Annotated in this window: 26 protein-coding genes; 24 read left to right on the forward strand and 2 right to left on the reverse strand. The window is 39.0% G+C overall.

Translation table 11 applies throughout. The features are described from left to right. Positions 1-7: 7 nt before the first annotated feature. Both ACFX4R_RS16455 and ACFX4R_RS16460 read right to left on the reverse strand, forming a co-directional pair. Complete coding sequence (locus tag ACFX4R_RS16455) at positions 8-406, reverse strand: SA1362 family protein (protein ID WP_013059160.1); 399 nt, start codon at positions 404-406, stop codon at positions 8-10. A 48-nt stretch (positions 407-454) separates the two neighbouring features. Further along, on the reverse strand, positions 455-1,411 hold the full coding sequence (locus ACFX4R_RS16460) for a DUF1385 domain-containing protein (RefSeq protein ID WP_013085002.1): 957 nt from the start codon (positions 1,409-1,411) through the stop codon (positions 455-457). Between the two features lie 313 nt (positions 1,412-1,724). Here ACFX4R_RS16460 and ACFX4R_RS16465 point away from each other — a divergent pair, with 313 nt between their 5' ends. From ACFX4R_RS16465 to recN, 24 genes are all read left to right on the forward strand, one after another. Further along, complete coding sequence (locus ACFX4R_RS16465; RefSeq protein WP_016765547.1) at positions 1,725-2,261, forward strand: YqhR family membrane protein; 537 nt, start codon at positions 1,725-1,727, stop codon at positions 2,259-2,261. Between the two features lie 121 nt (positions 2,262-2,382). After that, positions 2,383-2,820: a type II 3-dehydroquinate dehydratase gene (gene aroQ, locus ACFX4R_RS16470; RefSeq protein ID WP_034648945.1), complete on the forward strand. Its 438-nt coding sequence runs from the start codon at positions 2,383-2,385 to the stop codon at positions 2,818-2,820. A gap of 1 nt (position 2,821) precedes the next feature. Beyond that, positions 2,822-3,880, forward strand: a complete 1,059-nt coding sequence (locus ACFX4R_RS16475; protein ID WP_377569961.1) for a M24 family metallopeptidase — start codon at positions 2,822-2,824, stop codon at positions 3,878-3,880. Between the two features lie 19 nt (positions 3,881-3,899). Further along, entirely contained in the window at positions 3,900-4,457 is a 558-nt protein-coding gene (gene efp / locus ACFX4R_RS16480; RefSeq protein ID WP_013059155.1) for an elongation factor P, read from the forward strand. Positions 4,458-4,594: 137 nt separating this feature from the next. Then, entirely contained in the window at positions 4,595-4,876 is a 282-nt protein-coding gene (locus ACFX4R_RS16485) for a YqhV family protein (RefSeq protein ID WP_013059154.1), read from the forward strand. A gap of 65 nt (positions 4,877-4,941) precedes the next feature. Then, positions 4,942-5,889: a stage III sporulation protein AA gene (gene spoIIIAA, locus ACFX4R_RS16490; protein WP_377569963.1), complete on the forward strand. Its 948-nt coding sequence runs from the start codon at positions 4,942-4,944 to the stop codon at positions 5,887-5,889. Between the two features lie 6 nt (positions 5,890-5,895). Beyond that, positions 5,896-6,408: a stage III sporulation protein SpoIIIAB gene (gene spoIIIAB, locus ACFX4R_RS16495; protein ID WP_013059152.1), complete on the forward strand. Its 513-nt coding sequence runs from the start codon at positions 5,896-5,898 to the stop codon at positions 6,406-6,408. 19 nt (positions 6,409-6,427) lie between these two features. After that, positions 6,428-6,634 carry a stage III sporulation protein AC gene (gene spoIIIAC / locus ACFX4R_RS16500; RefSeq protein ID WP_013059151.1) on the forward strand — a complete coding sequence of 69 codons (207 nt, stop codon included), beginning with the start codon at positions 6,428-6,430 and terminating at the stop codon, positions 6,632-6,634. Positions 6,635-6,654: 20 nt separating this feature from the next. Continuing rightward, positions 6,655-7,038 carry a stage III sporulation protein AD gene (gene spoIIIAD / locus ACFX4R_RS16505; RefSeq protein ID WP_013059150.1) on the forward strand — a complete coding sequence of 128 codons (384 nt, stop codon included), beginning with the start codon at positions 6,655-6,657 and terminating at the stop codon, positions 7,036-7,038. Between the two features lie 24 nt (positions 7,039-7,062). Further along, positions 7,063-8,247 carry a stage III sporulation protein AE gene (spoIIIAE, locus tag ACFX4R_RS16510; protein WP_013059149.1) on the forward strand — a complete coding sequence of 395 codons (1,185 nt, stop codon included), beginning with the start codon at positions 7,063-7,065 and terminating at the stop codon, positions 8,245-8,247. Positions 8,248-8,252: 5 nt separating this feature from the next. Then, entirely contained in the window at positions 8,253-8,873 is a 621-nt protein-coding gene (spoIIIAF, locus tag ACFX4R_RS16515) for a stage III sporulation protein AF (RefSeq protein ID WP_013059148.1), read from the forward strand. After that, entirely contained in the window at positions 8,870-9,532 is a 663-nt protein-coding gene (gene spoIIIAG, locus ACFX4R_RS16520) for a stage III sporulation protein AG (protein ID WP_013084996.1), read from the forward strand. Before spoIIIAF ends, spoIIIAG begins: the two co-directional genes overlap by 4 nt. 13 nt (positions 9,533-9,545) lie before the next feature. Then, the gene (locus ACFX4R_RS16525) at positions 9,546-10,190 is read left to right on the forward strand and encodes a SpoIIIAH-like family protein (protein ID WP_013084995.1); all 645 of its coding nucleotides are present in this window, start codon (positions 9,546-9,548) and stop codon (positions 10,188-10,190) included. A 352-nt stretch (positions 10,191-10,542) separates the two neighbouring features. Next, a complete protein-coding gene (gene accB, locus ACFX4R_RS16530) occupies positions 10,543-11,049 on the forward strand; it encodes an acetyl-CoA carboxylase biotin carboxyl carrier protein (protein WP_043976256.1) in 507 nt (168 codons plus the stop codon). Between the two features lie 12 nt (positions 11,050-11,061). Then, positions 11,062-12,414: an acetyl-CoA carboxylase biotin carboxylase subunit gene (gene accC, locus ACFX4R_RS16535; RefSeq protein WP_013084993.1), complete on the forward strand. Its 1,353-nt coding sequence runs from the start codon at positions 11,062-11,064 to the stop codon at positions 12,412-12,414. Between the two features lie 29 nt (positions 12,415-12,443). Then, entirely contained in the window at positions 12,444-12,845 is a 402-nt protein-coding gene (locus tag ACFX4R_RS16540; RefSeq protein WP_013059143.1) for an Asp23/Gls24 family envelope stress response protein, read from the forward strand. 221 nt (positions 12,846-13,066) lie between these two features. Beyond that, on the forward strand, positions 13,067-13,459 hold the full coding sequence (gene nusB / locus ACFX4R_RS16545) for a transcription antitermination factor NusB (protein ID WP_013059142.1): 393 nt from the start codon (positions 13,067-13,069) through the stop codon (positions 13,457-13,459). Positions 13,460-13,543: 84 nt separating this feature from the next. Beyond that, a complete protein-coding gene (gene xseA / locus ACFX4R_RS16550) occupies positions 13,544-14,884 on the forward strand; it encodes an exodeoxyribonuclease VII large subunit (RefSeq protein WP_162214963.1) in 1,341 nt (446 codons plus the stop codon). A 3-nt stretch (positions 14,885-14,887) separates the two neighbouring features. Next, positions 14,888-15,121: an exodeoxyribonuclease VII small subunit gene (locus ACFX4R_RS16555; protein WP_013059140.1), complete on the forward strand. Its 234-nt coding sequence runs from the start codon at positions 14,888-14,890 to the stop codon at positions 15,119-15,121. Further along, positions 15,121-16,017, forward strand: a complete 897-nt coding sequence (locus ACFX4R_RS16560; protein WP_013059139.1) for a polyprenyl synthetase family protein — start codon at positions 15,121-15,123, stop codon at positions 16,015-16,017. The genes ACFX4R_RS16555 and ACFX4R_RS16560 overlap by 1 nt, the downstream gene beginning before the upstream one ends. 320 nt (positions 16,018-16,337) lie before the next feature. Then, positions 16,338-18,239, forward strand: coding sequence for a 1-deoxy-D-xylulose-5-phosphate synthase (gene dxs / locus ACFX4R_RS16565; RefSeq protein WP_013059138.1), 1,902 nt, complete (start codon positions 16,338-16,340; stop codon positions 18,237-18,239). After that, entirely contained in the window at positions 18,236-19,063 is an 828-nt protein-coding gene (locus ACFX4R_RS16570; RefSeq protein WP_013084988.1) for a TlyA family RNA methyltransferase, read from the forward strand. The genes dxs and ACFX4R_RS16570 overlap by 4 nt, the downstream gene beginning before the upstream one ends. 161 nt (positions 19,064-19,224) lie before the next feature. Further along, positions 19,225-19,674, forward strand: a complete 450-nt coding sequence (ahrC, locus tag ACFX4R_RS16575; RefSeq protein WP_013059136.1) for a transcriptional regulator AhrC/ArgR — start codon at positions 19,225-19,227, stop codon at positions 19,672-19,674. Positions 19,675-19,690: 16 nt separating this feature from the next. After that, positions 19,691-21,418, forward strand: a complete 1,728-nt coding sequence (gene recN / locus ACFX4R_RS16580; RefSeq protein WP_028410663.1) for a DNA repair protein RecN — start codon at positions 19,691-19,693, stop codon at positions 21,416-21,418. Positions 21,419-21,583 lie beyond the last annotated feature (165 nt).

Consider the following 21,583-nt stretch of genomic DNA (forward strand, 5'->3'; position numbering starts at 1 on the left):
TGTTTTTTTAAAAGAATGCTCTATTTTTCTTTTTTCCTTTTTTACCTTCGATGACGGTCAAGTGTGAGTTGTTTTTCTTTTTCTTTAGCGGTTTCGTTGATTTGGATACCGGGCGCTTATTTGAGCTTCGGTACGTATGCATATCAACTTTGTTGCTTCCTCGCTCTTTTTCTTTTTGACGCAGTTTTGATTGTTTTACTGCGCGCACATAGCCTCTATCTTGACCTTTTGTCTGAGAAGGGCGGAGAATAAACCGATAAACTAAGTAAAACAAAATGATAAACAGAAAAATATAACCTGCTTGACGTAATAAAACAGCTGGATCTGTAATCAACGTAAATGCAAAGCCAATGACTCCTAACCCGATTAGACCATATACAAGTGGTTTCACGAATGGACGTCTCATTTTGTTCACCTCCTAAAATAGTAAAAAAAGAAAGCAAAACGGTGTGGATTAGACAACTTGTTCGTCAGTGGTAGAAGAAAGTTCATTTTCAACGCGTAAAAGTTCTTTAAATGAAGCAATCGCAACTTCAACTTGATCATCTTTTGGTTCTTTGGTTGTTAAAAGCTGAAGCCATAAACCGGGATAACCTAAAAAGCGAAGAAGAGGGACATGACGAACTTTATTGGTTAACTGTAACACTTCAAATGATAAACCAAGGACAACTGGGATTAATGCAAGGCGATCCACAATTCGTAACCAAAGAGGATCCGTTGGAACGAGTAGGTAGACAAACATTCCTACAACTACGGTAAAGAGGATAAAGCTACTTCCGCAGCGATAATGAAGTCGAGATTGTGCTTGCACGGCTTCTACCGTAAGTTCAGCATTGTTTTCATATGCATTAATGACCTTGTGTTCTGCTCCATGATATTGAAACACCCGTTTAATAAGTGGCGTTTGTGAAATCACATAAATATAGCCAAGGAGCAATAATAGTTTAAATACTCCTTCAATAAAAACCTGAGCTACACTTGAAGTGAAAACAGGACGTGTCAATTGTGCTAAAAACACAGGAATCAATGTAAATAGTACTTTCCCGAAAAGAAAGGATATTACACCAATAGTTGCAACGCCAAATATTAAAGATAGTTTTGATTCTTTTTTCTCTTTTTGTTGTTCTTCTGCTACTTGAGCATCATCTTCTGGATTCACGTCATAGCGTTCAGAGGAAAAGTTCAAGTGCTGCGTACCGTTTGCACTGGCTTCAACAATAGCAGCAATTCCTCGTAAAAAAGGAATTTTTTTTAAAGCAGTGAGTACGGAATTTGATTTTCTTTTTGAATGAAAATAATCAATAGATTGATCTTTGCGACGAATAGCCGTCACCATCATACGTTTGCCACCGAACATGACGCCTTCTATAACGGCTTGACCACCATACGCAGGTTTTTGCAATTTAGACATTTCAGGCACCAACCTAACTTAACTAGACTAGACTTCTTAGTATTTTATATTCTACAGCAAAATCAAATAAACCTCTAGGCGGATGCATGTTATCTAGTTTAGCCAATATTTTTCATCTCCACACCCTTGTTATGAATTTTTTTCCTTTCACTTATAAAATTTGTTTATGAAACTCTGTGCGAAGTAGTTTAAAAATGTCTCTTTGATATCAGGCTCCCTTCTTGCGTATAGGAAGAGTAATAAACGTAAAAACTTAGAAATGAGTCAGTAGGAAATGAGAAAAAAGTTCATACTACATCAAGAGGTGATTAATATGTCAGAACCTAAAGAACAGCATGAAAAAAAACAGGATAACCACCCTACGCATAAACAGGAAATGTCTTTTTTATTTAAAGCCATCTTTATTTCCTTTTTTGGAGGGATTTTCTGGAGCTTTATTGGCTATTTAAATTATCTGTTCAGCTTTAGTGTTATCAATCCAAATATGCTTTTAGATCCATGGGCATTAGGTGATTGGAAGGATAAAGGAATAGGTGTTATCGTCAGTATTTTTCTTATAGGGGTATTATCTATTGTTGTCGGGTTGTTATACTACGTCCTATTAAAGAAGTTTAAAACAATTTGGATAGGTTTTGCTTACGGCTTATTATGGTGGGCAATTGTATTCGTTGTTTTGAATCCGCTCTTTCCCAACTTAAAAACAATTGGAGAGCTTCCAGCTAACACGATTATTTCATCCCTCTGTATTTATATTTTATATGGTGTATTCATCGGATATTCCATTTCTTTTGAAGCTGCAGAGCTTCAAACAAAAGATGAATCTACAGATTTTCAAACGGCGAATAAGTAGTGTGAATGTTCCAACGTATGCTAATATATTCTATATAATGATTTAAAAAGAAAAATAAAGTGCAAATTCACATGAGTGAGCTGCATAAAGGGTTCGTAGTAGGGGAGAGTGTTGAATTAAGATGAATAAGATTTTAGTAATAAACGGTCCTAATTTAAATCGTTTAGGCGTACGCGAACCAGCGGTATATGGGACAGATAATCTTCAAAATCTTGAAGAGAAACTTCAGCGAGCAGGCAGAGACCATGGGATAGAAGTTGAGTGCGTACAGTCTAATCACGAAGGTGTAATTATCGACTGGATTCATGAAGCGGATGAAAAATTTGATGGGATTATGATCAATCCTGGTGCTTTTACTCACTACAGTTATGCCATTCGAGATGCGATTGCTAGTATATCTGTTCCTGTTATTGAAGTGCATATTTCGAACGTACATAAGCGTGAAGAGTTTCGCCACCATTCGGTGACGGCACCTGTTACACATGGTCAAATTGTCGGGTTAGGTTTATATGGATATGAGCTTGCCCTGCAGGCACTTTTACAATTAAGGGGGAAATAAAATGAAAATCGAAAAACTACGCAAACAGTTTTCAAAGTTGAATGTGGACGGTGTTGTAATTACAAGTGAGTATAACAGGCGCTATATGACCAATTTCACAGGATCTGCTGGTGTCGTTATTATTTCTGAAGACAAAGCGGCATTTGTAACAGATTTTCGTTATGTTGAACAAGCAACTAGTCAAACAGAAGGTTTTGATATCGTTCAGCACAAGGGTCCTATTGTAGAAGAAGTAGCGAATGTAGTGAAACAATTTGGAATTAAAAAGCTTGGTTTTGAACAGAATTATGTTACATATGGACAGCATCAATTATTTGATAAGCATATCGGCGCGAAACTTGTTCCAATCTCGCACGCAATCGAAAACTTACGCTTGATAAAGAGTGACTCAGAGATTAAGATATTAAAGGAAGCTGCAAAAATAGCAGATGCAGCATATGAACATATTTTAACCTTTGTTCGTCCTGGTTTAACAGAGCTTCAAGTATCTAATGAACTGGAGTTCTTTATGAGAAAACAAGGCGCAACATCTTCATCTTTTGATACAATTGTTGCTTCAGGGCATCGCGGGGCTTTACCCCATGGTGTTGCTTCTGACAAAGTCATTGAAAAAGGCGAACTTGTAACGCTTGATTTTGGCGCATACTATAATGGTTACTGTTCAGATATCACACGAACATTTGCCGTCGGTGAAGTAAGTGATAAGCTAAAAGAAATTTATAATGTCGTACTGCAAGCGCAGCTTAACGGAATGAGCGGCATCAAAGCAGGTATGACGGGTAAAGAAGCAGATGCGCTAACGCGTGATTATATTACAGAACACGGATACGGCCAGTATTTTGGACATTCGACCGGTCACGGCGTAGGGTTAGAAGTACATGAAGGCCCATCACTTTCTGTGAAATCTACAGATGTACTGCAGCCAGGTATGATTGTAACCGTTGAACCAGGTATTTACATACCAGACTTAGGGGGCGTTCGTATTGAAGATGATACGATCGTCACAGCAGAAGGTAATGAGGCATTATCGCACTCATCAAAAGAGTTCATTATTTTATAAAATGTAGGAGGATTTCTTCATGATTTCAGTAAATGATTTTCGTACAGGTTTGACAGTAGAAGTAGACGGAGGTATTTGGCGTGTAATGGATTTCCAACACGTAAAGCCTGGTAAAGGCGCTGCATTCGTTCGCTCAAAACTACGTAACCTTCGTACAGGAGCTGTGCAAGAAAAAACGTTCCGTGCAGGTGAAAAAGTAGGGAAAGCCCAAATTGATAACCGTAAAATGCAATATCTATATGCAAGCGGCGATCAGCACGTATTCATGGACAACCAGTCTTATGAGCAATTAGAGCTTCCGGCAAGTGCAATTGAATATGAGCTAAAATTCTTAAAAGAGAATATGGAAGTAGCAATTATGATGTACCAAGGTGAGACATTAGGTGTTGAACTTCCAAACACAGTTGAGCTTAAAGTAACAGAAACTGAACCTGGTATTAAAGGTGACACAGCTTCTGGCGGTACAAAACCGGCAACTGTAGAAACTGGCTTAACAGTAAACGTTCCGTTCTTCGTAAACGAAGGCGACGTATTAATTATCAACACAACAGACAGCAGCTACGTATCACGCGCGTAATTGGATCGTGTAAGCAAGCTGCAAACATACAAAAAAGGCAGAGAATCATTCTCTGCCTTTTTTGTATGTTTTTTGTGCTAACTCTTCCTTATTTTGCATAGGTTGTACTAAACAACGCAGAGGTATAGGAGGGGCTTATGAAGCAGTGGTTGGATCATTTAAACGGTACGGTATTAACGATGGCGTGCCTTCGATTTATTTCTTCATTTATTGAGTTTATTGCCGCTATTTTAATTGTCACAAACAATGATGTGAAAAAGGCGTTAATGATTAATGGAATGTTAGCGCTTGTTGGTCCGATTGTAATGGTGAGTTCTTTTACCATAGGTTTAGTGTCCGTAGCCGATCAATTATCTTTTGGGAAATTAATCATGATTGTAGTAGGAGTGCTCTTCATTTTAATCGGTGTTTTTAAATAAAAGGTAGGCATAAAATGGTCAAGCTTATAATACATTGAAGTGAGTTCAAATATGAGGGGATGAATATGTTAAACGAAATACTTGCAATCTTTCCGCCTAATTTAAAAAAGACTGTTGAATTTTATGTCACAAACCATTCTCATGTACTAGAAGAAATTCGAGTGCGCATAGGAAGACCTGTCGAATTTACAATCAACAATCAGCCATATTTCGAATCGTATCTTCCAAGTGCAGAAGATGCTTTATTTATCTTAAATAAATTAAGTCAGTTTTCGATTTATATGATTGAAGAAGAATTGAAAAAAGGATATGTCACCATTGAAGGCGGGCACCGGGTTGGGCTAGCGGGAAAAGTTGTAACGGAAAATGGACAGGTTCGTGTGATTCGAGATGTATCATCCTTTAATATCCGGATTGCTAAACAAAAGATTGGTATTTCGAATCAGCTTATTCCTTTTTTATACAATCGCTATTGGCAAAGTACGGTCATTATAGGACCTCCTCAAACAGGAAAAACAACCATGATTCGCGATTTAGCCAGAGTAATAAGTACTGGCATAGAGCGCTCTAAGATTCCTCCGTTTAAAGTGGGAATTGTAGATGAACGATCAGAAATTGCTGGGGCTGTTAAAGGGGTTCCTCAGCATACATTCGGATCTAGAATGGATTTATTAGATAGCTGTCCGAAAGCTGAAGGCATGATGATGATGATTCGCTCTATGAGCCCCGATGTGCTGATCGTGGATGAAGTGGGAAGTGAAGAAGATTGTAAGGCCGTGCTTGAAGCGGTTAATGCTGGCGTTCGTGTCATTATGACTGTTCATGGCTATGACATTGACGATTTAATGAAGCGTCCCACTTTGCAAGCTTTAATGAAACTTCACGTATTCAAAAGGTATGTTGTGCTATCGAACAGCCGAGGTCCTGGAACACTTAAGGCTATCTACGATGAGCACTATAATTCCATGAAAACGTCCACTGAAAAGTCGCTTATTGAAAATAGTAAAGGGTGATGGTGTATGAAACTGTTTGGTGCCATCTTTATCTTATTTGCTTCCACTTACACAGGATTTGAGTTTGCAAAGCAGCTTAGTGCAAGACCTAGGCAGCTCAGGCAATTAAAAACGGCTCTGAGGTCGTTAGAAGCAGAAATTATGTACAGCAATCGGCCTCTTCAAGAAGTTGCTCATTTGTTATCTCTACAGCTTCCTAATCCTTTGGCTTCTTTATTTAATGAGTTTTCAATGAAATTAAAAGAAGGTACTGAAAGTGTCAAGGAAGCTTGGGAAAAGACGTTGGACCAATTTTGGAAACAAACCGCACTTAAAACGGGAGAACTAGAAATCTTAAAACAATTTGGTGAAACGCTTGGTCAGCATGATCGTTATTCGCAGCAAAAGCATATCTTACTGACGCTGAATCATCTTGAACGCGAAGAACAAGATGCAGTTGATAAGCAGAATCGCTATGAAAAAATGGTTAAAAGTTTAGGCTTTCTATCTGGATTGCTACTGGTCATTCTATTGATGTAGCGATAGAGGAGGATTGAATGTGGGAATTGATATGAACACCATTTTTCAGATTGCTGGGATTGGTATCGTCGTAGCTTTTTTAGTCACCGTACTCGAACAGATGGGAAAAAAAGATTACGCGAACTGGGTTACCCTCATCGGTTTTATTTATATTTTATTTATGGTTGCTTCGATTGTAGAGGACTTATTTCAAAAAATCAAATCGGTTTTTTTATTTCAAGGGTAGAGGGGTGAGTTGCCATTGAAATGCTTCAAATTGTGGGCTTAGGGTTAGTAGCTACGTTTTTGGCTCTTATTTTAAAAGAACATAAATCACCTATTGCTTTTTTACTTGTTGTATTCGTGGGATCCGTGATCTTTCTTTTTTTAATTGATCAAATCTACGAAATTATTAAGATGGTCGAGCGGCTGTCGATTAATGCCCACGTTAACATGATTTATGTGGAAACCATTTTGAAAATTATTGGTATCGCCTATATCGCCGAATTTGGTGCTCAAATTACGAAAGATGCAGGGCAAGGTGCCATTGCTTCTAAAATTGAATTAGGTGGAAAAGTGCTGATTCTCTCCATGGCAATTCCTATTTTAACGGTCATTATTGAAACGATTATTTCAATGCTGCCCAATTAATTTTACTTAATATGAGGTGACGAAATGAAGCGGTGGACGTTTAAAGTGAATATACTCGCTCTTCTTTTGTTCCTCTTTTTTTTCTTTCCAGAAAATGTACAAGCTTCCGAACCCCCGAAGCAGCAAGAACTTGTCAATGAACAAATTGATAAGCTCGGTATCGATGAAGTCAAACAGTTTTGGGACGATATTATTACCCAATACGGCGGCTTTTTACCCGAGAGTCAGAAGGGAAGTTTAGTCGATTTTTTAAAAGGAGAAAAAGAGTTCTCTCTTAAAGAATGGCTAGGAGGTCTTGTAAAGTTTTTATTTCATGAAGTATTAGCGAATGGAAAACTCCTCGGTACACTCATTATGCTAACGGTTTTTAGCGTGTTTTTACAAACACTCCAAAGTGCGTTTAATCAGCAAACCGTAAGTAAAGTAGCGTATGCGCTTGTATATATGGTTTTGATCATCATTGCTCTTAATAGTTTTCAAATTGCTATCTCTTATGCAACGGGAGCGATTGAGACCATGACCAAATTCATTTTAGCTCTGGTGCCGCTGCTGCTTGCCTTAATGGCATCATCAGGAGGAGTTGTATCGGCAGCCTTTTTTCATCCGATGATTTTGTTTTTAATGAACACAAGCGGTTTGCTTATTCAATACGTAGTGATGCCGCTGCTTTTTCTTTCAGCACTGCTTAGCATTGTGAGTACGATTTCAGATGAACATAAGGTTACACAGCTTGCTCAGCTGTTGAGAAATATAAGCATTGGCGTGCTCGGAATATTCCTAACTGTTTTTTTAGGAGTGTTGTCCGTTCAAGGGGCTACCTCAGCTGTTGCCGACGGTATTACAATTCGAACGGCAAAGTTTGTCACAGGGAACTTTATACCTGTTGTAGGGCGTGTGTTCACAGATGCGGCTGATACAGTCATCAGTGCCTCGCTTCTATTAAAGAATTCAGTAGGGATTGCTGGAGTAGCAGTCTTACTGTTAATCGTCGCGTTTCCGGCTATTAAAGTGTTAACGCTTGCTTTTATCTATAAGCTAGCAGCAGCTCTTCTTCAACCCATTGGAGGAGGGCCGGTTATTTCCTGCTTGAGCATTATCAGTAAAAGCGTCATCTATATTTTTGCGGCGCTTGCGGTTGTCTCGCTTATGTTTTTCTTATGTTTAACGGTCATCATTACAGCGAGCAACGTCACAATGATGGTGAGGTGAAGAAATTGCAGGCCTTAACGACGTGGATTACTAATATCGTTCTTTTTATCTTATTAGCTACCATTATTAATTTACTATTGCCCAATTCTAGTTTTCAAAAATATACAAAGCTGGTGGTTGGACTTCTTTTAATGCTGATTATTATTACACCCGTTTTTCAAATTTTCAAAGTGGATGTTAATCAAATGCTGAAATCACTTAGCTTATCATCTATTCGATCCGATCAGCAGGTAGAAAATTCAATAGAAAATCAGAAAAAAGAAATACAAGCTTCACAACGTGCATATATTTTAGAACAAATGGCTGTCCAAATGGAGGCAGATGTAAAAGAGGAGTTGATGGATCAGTATGGTGTAGCAATTGATCGAATTCACATTGAAACAAAAAAGCCGAACGACGAACCTACCGCTGATAATATTAAATCCATTTCAGTTGCCGTAAGTAAAAAAGCATCGGATGATTCCGAGGTTGTTTCAGCTGTGAAAGTTATTTCTATTGATACCTCCACACCGATCGAAACAAACAAACCAACAGAATCCAAGAAATTATCCAACTATTTAGCAGCAAAATGGGATGTAAAACAAGGCCAAGTTGTTGTGAATATGGAGGAGGGAGACACGAAATGAGTCAAAAGCCAGAAAAAGGTGACCCATCATTTTTTCAGCGGTTCTTTTCACTTAAACAGTCATCAACTACGAAGAAACCTTCAAAGTTAATGTATATAGGCATTTTACTAGCTGCAGGCGTTATCTTTATGGTATTTAGCAACTCACTCACAACATCTATGAATTCAGGCGGATTACTAAAGAGTGCAAGCAAAGAAACCAGCGCACCACCGGTATCACAGGATGTTCCCGCTTTTAGCTCTAAAAAGACAACAACAATGACAGGCTATGAAGAGCGGTATGAGGAAGAATTGAAAGATATTTTGGATCAAGTTAGAGGCGTAAGTAAGGTAAAAGTAATTGTGAACCTAGATGCAACAGAATCCAAAATATATGAAAAAAACAGCGTCACAAAATCGCAAACGACCAACGAAACAGACCGTGAAGGAGGGACTCGTAAAGTTGAAGATTCCTCAACAGACGAACAGCTGGTCATTGTAAGAAGTGGAGAACAAGAAAAGCCTGTTGTAGTTAAAACCGAAAAGCCAAAAGTAAGAGGAGTGTTAGTTGTAGCTAAAGGAGCTGATAATATCGAGGTAAAGAAATCTATTATTGAAGCCGTGACAAGAGCGCTCGATATACCAAGTCATAGAGTAGCAGTATTAGCGAAAAAAGGATGAGGGGGAAATGAATATGTTATTAAAAAAGCAAACGGTTTGGTTATTAACAATGTTAAGTTTAGTTGTTGTGTTATCGGTGTATTATATGACAACGCCAGAAAATCCTCAGAGTAATGTTGCGCTAGTAGACAATGAAAAACAGAGCGAAAAGCAGGCTGATGACAAGGCTCCTGCAGAAGATACAAAACAACAGACAGATGAGAAATCAGGAACAAAAGAAGATTCAAAAACTGAAGGTTCAGCAGGAGATGTAAAGAAGGAAACGGCTAAAAATGCAAAAGAATCAGCGGTTGTATCAAGCACAGATAGCGACGAGCTATTTACGGCTCTTCGTTTGGAATTAAATGATGAAAGAAGTCAATTAAAAGAAGAGTATCAAGAAGTAGCTGCATCAAAAAATGTGACGCCTGCGGAAGTAAGCAAGGCGATGGATAAAATTGATGAATTATCAAAGCTTGGGGAAAAAGAAGCCACGCTGGAAACATTAATTAAAGCAAAAGGATACAGTGACGCGCTAGTAAGAGCAGACGGAAAGCAAGTACAAATTACGGTTAAGACAGAAAAACACTCAAAAACAAAAGCAAATCAAATCATTCAGCTAGTCAAAAAAGAAATGGGTCCAAAAGAAGTAGCGGTAGAGTTTCAACCAACTAAATAAAGGGAATAAAAGAAGTGTGAAACAGCCGTAAATTGGGGTTGTTTACACTTCTTTTTTTATGAAATGACTAAAATCTAAGCGAGACGGTAAAAATTTTAACATGGCTTTCTTTTTTTACTTCGGTTATAATAGGTTTCATAATCTTATATTAGTACTAGGTGACAAACGTTTTCATAAGTGTTGTCATCTGTAAAGCTATGTTTCCATTTATAAAACGATAACGCTAAAAAGTTATTATAGAGTAAGTGGAACTTCTTTTTAATGTTTGCCAAACGAATTGAATGGCTGTAGCCATCTGTCGTATTATTAACATTGTAGAGAATTCTATTTTCATGAGGTAGGAGTGTTCAATATGTTAAAAATTCAAGAGATCCGTGAGATCATTAAACTAGTTGATCAATCATCAATCGAGGAGTTCACCTATGAGCACGAAGGCTCCAAAATCAAGATGAAGAAAAAAGACGCAATTGTTTCCAAACAAGCACAGCAAGTAGTGGTTTCGGCACCTGAACAAGCGGCAGTACCTGCACCGCAGGCAGCAGCGGCTCCAGCGCCAGCCCCAGCAGCACAGTCTGCTCAACCAAAAGAAGAACAAGCGGCCCCAGCGGTTGATGAAAGCTTACATAAAATTACATCTCCGATGGTAGGGACTTTCTATGCGTCATCATCGCCAGAATCAGATGTATACGTGACTCCTGGAGATAAAGTACAAAAAGATTCGGTTGTATGTATCGTAGAAGCAATGAAATTATTTAATGAAATCGAAGCAGAAGTTAAAGGTGAAATCGTTGACGTATTAGTTGAAAGTGGACAACTTGTAGAATACGGTCAACCTCTTTTCTTAGTAAAGCCTGAATAAGGAGCGGTAAATATGATTAAAAAGCTATTAATTGCGAATCGAGGAGAAATTGCGGTTCGAATTATTCGAGCGTGTAAAGAGTTAGGTGTAGAATCAGTAGCTGTTCATTCTCAAGCTGATCGCGATTCTTTGCATGTACAATTAGCAGACGAAGCGTATTGTATTGGACCAACGTCATCTAAAGACAGCTATTTAAACTTTACAAACATTATGAGTGTTGCGATGCTAACGGGCTGTGACGCTATTCACCCTGGATACGGCTTTTTAGCTGAAAACGCTGATTTTGCAGAGCTATGCAGAGAGTGTAACGTTACATTTGTAGGACCAAGTCCTGAAGCCATTAACAAAATGGGAACAAAAGACGTAGCGAGAGAAACGATGCGTGAAGCGGGTGTTCCAATTGTTCCTGGTTCAACTGGAATTGTAGAGTCAGTGGAAGACGGTATGTCAATCGCTAATGATATTGGCTATCCTGTTATTATTAAAGCAACGGCAGGAGGCGGAGGAAAAGGAATCCGCGTTGCGAAAAATGAACAAGAGCTTATTAAAGGTATTACAATTACACAGCAAGAAGCTGCTACAGCTTTCGGTAACCCTGGTGTGTACATTGAAAAGTTCATTGAGGATTTCCGTCACGTTGAGATCCAAGTGTTGGCTGATTCTCATGGGAATACTGTACATTTAGGAGAGCGTGATTGCTCGATTCAACGCCGTCTTCAAAAATTAATTGAAGAAACGCCTTCTCCAGCGTTAGACGAAAAAACGCGTGAATTAATGGGCGACGCTGCTGTTAAAGCTGCTCAAGCCGTTAATTACACAGGAGCCGGAACAGTGGAATTCATTTATGATTACCGTGAAAACAAATTTTACTTCATGGAAATGAATACGCGTATCCAAGTAGAACACCCTGTTACAGAGATGGTGACAGGAGTTGACTTAATTAAAGAACAAATCAAAGTGGCAAATGGTGAAACTTTACCGTTTACGCAAGAAGAAGTGACATTTAACGGATGGGCAATTGAGTGCCGAATCAACGCGGAAAACCCAGAGAAAAACTTTATGCCATCACCAGGTACAATTCAAATGTACTTGCCGCCAGGTGGCTACGGAGTGCGCGTAGACTCTGCTGCATATCCGGGCTATGCAATCCCGCCTTACTATGATTCAATGGTGGCTAAATTGATTGTTCATGCGCCAACTCGTGAGGAAGCTATTGAACGAATGAAGCGCGCGTTAGATGAATTTGTTATCGACGGCGTTGCAACCACTATTCCTTTTCACCAAAAACTATTAAATCATGAAAAATTTGTTAGCGGTGAATTCAACACGAAGTTTCTTGAGCTATATGACGTAATGAATTCTTAGTATAATATAAACTATAGGAGGTGCTGTACATGAATGAAAATCATGTATTAGAAATGGAAGAACACCCAAATTCTCTTGGCAAAGTAGAAATTGCTCCTGAGGTTATTGAAGTCATTGCGGGTATTGCTGCTTCTGAAGTAGAAGGCGTTTCTGCAATGAGAGGAAATTTTGCAGCTGGCGTTGTGGAGAAACTAGGAAAGAAAAACCACGGTAAAGGTGTAAAAGTGGACTTAACAGAAAACGGGATAAAAGTAGACGTATTTTGTATGATGAAGTTTGGAGTGTCTATTCCAAACGTAGCGCAACAAGTACAAGATAACATTCGTCAAGCCCTTAAAAATATGACAGCTATTGATCTCGATGAAGTAAACATTCATATCGTAGGGATTCAGTTTGATACGCAAAAAACTGATATTGAAGAAGTTGAATAAAACAAACGTTGACCTAACGGCTGTTGCTAAAATGGAATAACGTATGATTACTTGTTCCTTTTCAACACAAGCTATGGTAAAGTGAAAAAGACTGTCTCGTCATAAAGACGGTCTTTTTCGTGTTCTACAAACTTCGTCTAAGAACAATGAAGTATCGTATCATAAACTATGCTATTATCTAGGTATACTAGTTGAAGAAGATAAATAAAGGAGCAAAAATAATGAAAAGACATACAGCACGCCAAAAAGCATTACAAGCACTATTTCAGCATGATTTAGGGCAGACCGAGCCAATGGAGGCAATCGGAAATGTTGTACAAAATGAAAAGTCTGATCAATTTTTAGAAAGTCTCGTGCTAGGTGTGGTTGAACATCAGCAAGAAATTGATGAACTTTTACGCAATCATTTAGAAAAATGGACGTTAGATCGTGTAGCTACTGTAGACCGCGTTATCCTACGTATTGCCGTATACGAAATGAAGTATGAAGAAGAAATTCCTACGAGCGTTACGTTAAATGAAGCGATTGAATTAGCGAAAACGTTTGGCGATGATCAATCAAGCAAGTTTATCAATGGCGTATTGTCTAAAGTGTTAACAACTTTATCTAAATAAAGGTTCATCTTGCCAAATCAAGTGACCAAAATGCTTCTCTCCTTTATACAAAGGGGAGAGGGTGACTGCAAAGGAGGCAAAACGATGAGTGAAGTGCGTTATCTAACCGTTACGGCTCTTACACGATACATTAAGCGCAAGTTTGATGTAGACCCTCACATGCAAGATGTATGGATTAAAGGAGAAATTTCTAACTTTAAACGTCATAGTCGGGGACATATGTATTTCACCTTGAAAGATCAAAATGCTCGTATCGCAGCCGTTATGTTTGCTGGGCATAACCGGCAGCTTAATTTTCAGCCTGAAGAAGGAATGAATGTACTCATTCGAGCTGAAATTTCGGTTTATGAACCAAGCGGAAATTATCAAATGTACGTAAAAGAAATGCAGCCTGATGGCGTTGGAAACTTATACTTGGCCTACGAACAGCTGAAAAAAAAGCTGGAAAAAGAAGGCTTATTTGATCCTGCTAGGAAACGAAAACTGCCGAAGTATCCAACAACAATAGGTGTTATTACATCTCCAACTGGAGCAGCCGTACGTGATATTATTACGACATTAAAGCGCAGATATAACGCGAACATTATTGTTATGCCCGCTCTTGTTCAAGGAGTGAATGCGGCACCGTCTATCATTAAGGCAATTGAAGAAGCAAACCGTCGTAAAGAAGCAGACGTATTGATTGTTGGCCGCGGTGGTGGGTCAATTGAAGAGCTTTGGGCTTTTAACGAAGAAAGCGTTGCTCGTGCAATTTTCACTTCTACTATTCCTGTTATTTCAGCGGTTGGACATGAAACCGATTTTACAATTGCAGATTTTGTAGCAGATCTTCGCGCTCCTACTCCAACGGGTGCTGCGGAATTGGCTGTGCCTCATATCAGTGAAATTACAGAAAGATTGACTCAGCGAAATATCCGTCTTCTTCGTTCGATGAAAGAAATGCTTCAGTCTAGTAGCCGCAGGCTTGAACGATCCCAGAAATCATATGCTTTTCGTTATCCTCAAAAGTTGGTCGAGCAAAAAGAGCAACAGTTAGATCAGTTGATGGAGCGTTTTTATCGTGAAGGCAGAAGGTACATTGAAGATAAACGGACGAACTACGAGCAGCTAACAGCCGCTTTGTTGCGCAATCACCCCGAGCATCAGTTAATGAAAGCAGCGGAGCGTCAACAGCAGCTGACGAAAATGCTGACAAAAGAGATGCAGCAGCTGCTAAAGCAAAAACAGCTTTTATTTGCAACGGCAACGTCAAAATTACATACGCTTAGTCCATTAAAAACAATGGAAAGAGGCTACAGCTTAGTATACGATAAAGAAAAAGAGTTAATTAAATCAACCAAACAAGTATCCAAAGGCGATATGGTAAACGTTCGTTTGACCGATGGACAGTTGCAGTGTGAAGTTTCGAAAATAGAGGAGCGATGAAAAATGGCGACAAATAAAGAGTATACGTTTGAAGAGGCGATGGAGCAGTTAGAAACCATCGTAAACAAGCTAGAAGAAGGCGACGTGCCTTTAGAAGAAGCAATTCAACAATTCCAAGAAGGAATGACTCTTTCAAAATTCTGTCACGATCGTCTTCAGCATATTGAAAAGCAAATGGAAACTATTTTACGTGAAGACGGAACGCTTGAGCCATTCTCGGTGCAGGAGGAAGAGTGATGGTGAATGAAATGAATTTAAAAGAGTATATTTCTTTTACAAAAGATCGAGTAGAAACACGCCTGCCTGAAGTGGTAAAAGCATTACATGCTCCGGTTAACTTAAAGGAATCCATGCTTTACTCGCTTACGGCAGGAGGAAAGCGACTTCGCCCAGTGCTGTTGTTTGCCACGCTACATGCGTTTGGAAAAGACGAGAGCATGGGATTAGAAACAGCATGTGCAGTGGAAATGATTCATACATATTCTCTCATTCACGATGATTTACCTAGCATGGATGATGACGACTTAAGAAGAGGTAAACCAACGAATCACAAGGTGTACGGCGAAGCAACCGCTATATTAGCTGGAGATGCTCTTTTAACAAATAGCTTTCAGCTCATTTCTGAAGCGGCACATCCTGAGATTACATCACATATGAAGCTTCAGCTCATTACAGAACTGGTAAAAGCAAGCGGAACAGAAGGTATGATCAGCGGACAGGTTGCGGATATGGAAGGCGAAAAAAAGCAGCTCACGCTAGATGAGCTTGAATATATTCACCTTCACAAAACGGGGAAGCTGCTAGGGTTTTGTGTAAAAGCAGGAGCTATTCTTGCAAAAGCTACGCCTTTACAGCAAGAATTATTAGAAGAATTCAGTAAGCATGTAGGGTTAGCGTTTCAAATTCAAGATGATATCTTGGATGTGGAAGGGTCTGAAGAAAAATTAGGAAAGCCAATTGGCAGTGATACAGAAAATGAAAAAACGACATATCCTTCTTTATTAGGTATGGAAGCGGCCAAAGAAAAGTTACAGTATCATGTTGAACAAGCACTTCTCTCGTTACGTCAAGCTCAAATTAAGCACGGATTACTAGAAGAAATTTGTTTATATATAGCAAAACGTGATAGTTAATGACGATCTCTGTCAGGTTTTTTGAGTGATACAGTAAAATAAGATTGAGTCCCAATAGGGGCTATGCTATAATGATTTTACTACTGTATAAAAGCGTAGTGCATAGGTTTGAAAGACATATACAATATCTTGGTGGCCGTTATCACATTTGTGTTAGCGGCTATTTTTTCACTGTTTTCCTTTGAATATCGCTGGTTTACTGATAGAATATCAAAGGTATTGTAAGTAATAAGGAAATACTAAAAATTGACTATACGTATAAAACAATAGACAATGTATTAAGGTAACTTTATAACAAGTACGAAAGTGAGTGATCCACCTTGGATCTTACAACGATAAAAAATCCTGAGTTTTTAAAGAAAATGTCAGTAACACAATTAGAAGAACTAAGTGAAGAGATTCGTCGTTTTTTAATTACAAAGCTTTCTGCAACTGGCGGTCATATAGGGCCGAATTTGGGAGTTGTTGAGTTAACGCTTGCACTCCATAAAGTATTTGACAGCCCAAAAGATAAATTTTTATGGGACGTGGGGCATCAGTCGTATGTCCATAAAATTTTAACAGGACGAGCGGGAGAGTTTGATACAATCCGTCAATATAAAGGATTATGCGGTTTTCCAAAGCGTGACGAAAGTGAACATGATGTATGGGAAACGGGACATAGTTCTACATCTCTTTCAGCCGCAATGGGAATGGCTGCTGCAAGAGATTTGCAAAAAACAAAAGCTCATATTGTTCCCATCATTGGTGACGGAGCTTTAACAGGTGGTATGGCTCTTGAAGCGCTTAACCACATCGGGCACGAGCAAACGGATATGACCGTTATTTTAAATGACAATGAAATGTCTATCGCTCCTAACGTGGGAGCTGTACACAGTATTCTAGGACGTTTGCGCACGGCAGGCAAATACAACTGGGTAAAAGATGAGCTTGAAGTCTTGCTGAAAAAAGTGCCTGCAGTAGGCGGTAAGCTTGCGGCAACGGCAGAACGTGTAAAAGATGGTCTAAAGTATATGGTCGTGTCAGGCATGTTCTTTGAAGACCTTGGCTTTACGTATTTAGGCCCAGTTGATGGCCATAGCTATGATGATTTATTGGAAACGTTACAATATGCAAAGAAAACAAAAGGTCCCGTGCTGATTCACGTTATTACGAAAAAAGGGAAAGGCTACTTGCCGGCGGAAAGCGATAAAAGCGGAGCATGGCATGGTACAGGCCCTTACAAAATTGAATCCGGTGACTTTATTAAAGACAAAAATGTTCCGATTGCTTGGAGTAAACTAGTAAGTGATACGGTATTGAAGATGGCTAGGGAAGATGATCGCATTGTAGCCGTAACACCAGCAATGCCTGTGGGTTCAAAACTCGAAGCATTTCAAAAAGAGTTTCCACATCGCATGTTTGATGTTGGGATTGCAGAGCAGCATGCAACAACAATGGCAGCAGGTCTTGCAACTCAAAATATGAAGCCCTTTTTAGCTATTTATTCTACGTTTTTACAGCGTGCATACGATCAAGTGGTTCATGATATTTGCCGTCAAAAGCTAAATGTATTTATTGGGATTGATCGCGCTGGGCTAGTAGGTGCTGATGGTGAAACGCATCAAGGCGTGTTTGATATTGCATTCTTACGTCATTTGCCTAACCTTGTTATTATGATGCCAAAAGACGAGAATGAAGGCCAGCACATGGTTCACACTGCTTTGACTTATGAAGAAGGTCCGATTGCTATGCGCTATGCCAGAGGAAACGGATTAGGTGTTGAACTAGATTCAGAATTGAAAAACATTCCGATCGGAACATGGGACGTATTAAAAGAAGGTTCAGATACAACCATTTTAACGTTTGGTACAACGATTTCAATGGCGATGGATGCAGCAGCAGAACTTGAGAAGCAAGGAATCAGCGTCAAAGTGGTAAATGCTCGTTTTATTAAACCGTTGGATGAAAAAATGCTTCATGAGATTTTCCAAACTAGTAAGCCTGTGATTACGGTAGAAGAAGCGGTACTTCAAGGCGGTTTTGGAAGCGCGGTGTTAGAGTTTGCATCAGAGCACGGCTATTATGATACGCGCGTTGAACGTATGGGGATTCCAGATCGCTTTATCGAGCACGGCAGCGTAACAAAACTTTTAGAAGAAATTGGCTTAACCAAAGAAGAGATTATAAATCGAGTTAAAAAACTCGTAACACCAACACAAAAGAGGCTTGAAGTTAAGTGACAAAAAAAGAACGAGTAGATGTATTATTAGTAGAACGAGGTTTGATTGAAACAAGAGAAAAAGCAAAGCGTACAGTGATGGCAGGACTCGTTTATGCGAATGAAGTCCGTTTGGATAAGCCGGGAGAGAAAATTGAACGCGATACGCCGCTGACAATTAAAGGTGCAGTGATGCCTTACGTCAGCAGAGGCGGCTTTAAGCTTGAAAAAGCGATTAAAGAATTTAATGTCCATGTAGCGGATAAAATCATGATTGATATTGGTTCTTCTACTGGAGGCTTTACCGATTGTGCGCTTCAAAATGGAGCGAAGATGTCCTATGCGCTAGACGTAGGCTATAATCAGCTAGCTTGGAAGCTTCGTCAAGATGAACGAGTAGAAGTAATGGAACGAACCAATTTCCGTTATGTGACGCCAGCTGATTTATCAAGAGGCTTGCCTGAATTCGCTTCTATTGATGTATCATTTATTTCCTTAAGACTCATTCTTCCTGTGTTAAAAACACTTCTTGTTCCACACAGCGATGTTGTTGCGCTCGTTAAGCCACAGTTTGAGGCTGGAAGAGAGCAAGTTGGGAAAAAAGGAATCGTGCGTGATTCAAAAGTGCATGAAGAAGTTCTTCAAGGCATGGTGGATTTCTCCCTTCGTCAAGGATACGATGTATATAACATGTCGTATTCACCGATAACGGGAGGAGATGGAAATATCGAATTTCTTCTCCACCTGCGCTGGAAAGGCGAGCGTGAACTTGGTGAAAATCAAGCTCCGCTTACTGTGAGCGAAGTAGTTGAAGAAGCACATAAGACGTTAAAAGAGAAAAAGTAATAATGGCCAATGTTAAGCAAAGACTTAGCATTGGCGATTTGATTATGACTCTTTATACAAAAGGTGCATAATCAAGTTGAACACATTATGATACTTAATTAGTGAAAGACTTATAAACAACAAAACAAAAAAAAGATTACATATTAATGTGAGGTGCCAACATGAATAAAGGGCAAAGACATATTAAAATTCGTGATATTATCACGAATAATGATATTGAAACACAGGATGAATTGGTAGATATTTTAAAAAACCAAGGTTTTAATGTAACACAGGCAACAATCTCTCGTGATATTAAAGAACTGCACTTAGTCAAAGTGCCTTTGATGGACGGTCGATACAAATACAGCTTGCCTGCAGATCAGCGTTTTAATCCCTTACAAAAGTTAAAGCGCTCTCTTATGGACGCATTTGTAAAAATTGATTCAGCGGGGCATATGTTGGTGATGAAAACATTACCGGGAAATGCAAATGCGATTGGCGCATTAATTGATCATTTGGATTGGGATGAAATATTAGGAACAATTTGTGGAGACGATACATGTTTGATTATTTGCCGTACTCCTGAAGATACGCAAATTATATCAGACCGATTCTTAGAAATGTTATAAAGGTGAGTGAAGCAGGTTGTTAGCTGAATTATCCATTAAAAACTTTGCGATTATTGATGAACTTTCTGTTTCATTTGAAAAAGGCTTAACGGTATTAACAGGCGAAACAGGAGCGGGGAAATCGATTATTATTGATGCCATTTCATTGTTAGTAGGTGGAAGAGGCTCTTCGGAGTTTGTACGCCACGGAACAGACAGAGCCGAAATTGAAGGACTTTTCTTATTTGATGAAGAACAGCACCCGAGTCACGAAAAAGCCAAACAAGTCGGTTTGGAAGTGGAAGATGGAATGATTGTGCTTCGCCGAGATATCACTACAAATGGGAAAAGTATTTGCCGCATCAACGGTAAGCTCGTAACATTAGCTATCCTACGTGAAGTTGGACAGACGTTAATTGATATACATGGACAGCACGAGCACCAAGATTTAATGAATCAAGATCGTCACTTAACTCTTCTTGATCAATATGGAGGAGAAAAAGTAGAAGAGGCTTTGACGGAGTATCGAGAGGTATTTTCTAGGTATACATCGCTAAAAAAGCAGCTTGATCAATTAACTGAAAATGAACAGCAGATGGCACATCGCCTCGATCTTATTCAATTTCAATTAGATGAAATCAAAGCGGCAAATTTGCAGCTGAACGAAGACGAGGAACTAAATGAAGAGCGTTTGAAGATTTCTAACTTTGAAAAGATCTATACGTCGCTAAACGATGCGTACAATGCCCTGCACGGTGAACACCAAGGTTTAGATTGGGTCGGTGTAGCAATGAATCATACGGAGGATATTTCGTCACTGGAAAAAAACTATGCCGAAATTTCTGAGATCATTTCATCGAGCTTCTATCAGCTAGAAGACGCATCTTATAAAATTCGTCAGCAGCTTGATTTATTAGAATTTGATCCCAAACGCTTAGACTTTATTGAAGCGCGTTTAAATGAAATTAATCACTTAAAGCGTAAATACGGTCAAAGTGTAGATGAAATTCTAGAATATGCAGCGCAAATTGAAGATGAAATTGATCGTATTGAAAATCGAGATACGCATGTGAGCAAGATCAAAGAAGAGTTAAACAGTGTAGCACAGGATTTATTAGTAGAAGCTAATAACGTTTCAGCTATTCGAAAAAAACTTGCTCAGGAGTTAACGGACAGTATCCATCATGAGCTTCAAGAACTGTATATGGCTAAGACCGTATTTCAAATTAAATTCTCTGTTGTAAATGCAGGTAAAAATGACGTTGAAGTAAATGGAGAAAGAATAAAATTCACCAAAGACGGTATTGACAACGTAGAATTTTATATTTCTACCAATCCTGGTGAACCTTTAAAGCCTCTTGCAAAAGTAGCATCAGGAGGAGAACTGTCAAGAATTATGCTGGCGTTAAAAAGCATCTTCTCTAAGCATCAAGGCGTGACGTCCATTATCTTTGACGAAGTTGATACAGGCGTAAGTGGAAGAGTAGCTCAATCGATCGGTGAAAAAATACATGCTATTTCTGTTGATTCACAAGTTCTCTGTATATCTCATCTGCCTCAGGTAGCAGCGATGGCAGATACTCATCTCTTTATTGCTAAAGAGATAAAAGGTGATCGTACAACGACGTCTGTTCTTCCGTTAACTGTTGATGAAAAAGTAAAAGAAATTGGTCGAATGATTGCAGGAGCTGAAATTACAAGCTTAACGAAGGAACATGCCAAAGAGCTTTTAGATTTAGCGGATAAGATGAAGCACACCATTTAAAAAAACACCTTTTAACACGTAACAGTATGTGTTAAAGGTGTTTTTTTATACAAAATGGAGGAACTGAAAATGTTTCCTTGCACTTCTTTTCATTTTTCTCTGAACTTCTGTTATAAATGCGCTCTAAGAAGGCTAAATTAAATGTGTAGCCATTTAGGCGAGGAA

This window comes from Priestia sp. YIM B13490 (assembly GCF_042787735.1).
Classification (GTDB): domain Bacteria; phylum Bacillota; class Bacilli; order Bacillales; family Bacillaceae_H; genus Priestia; species Priestia megaterium.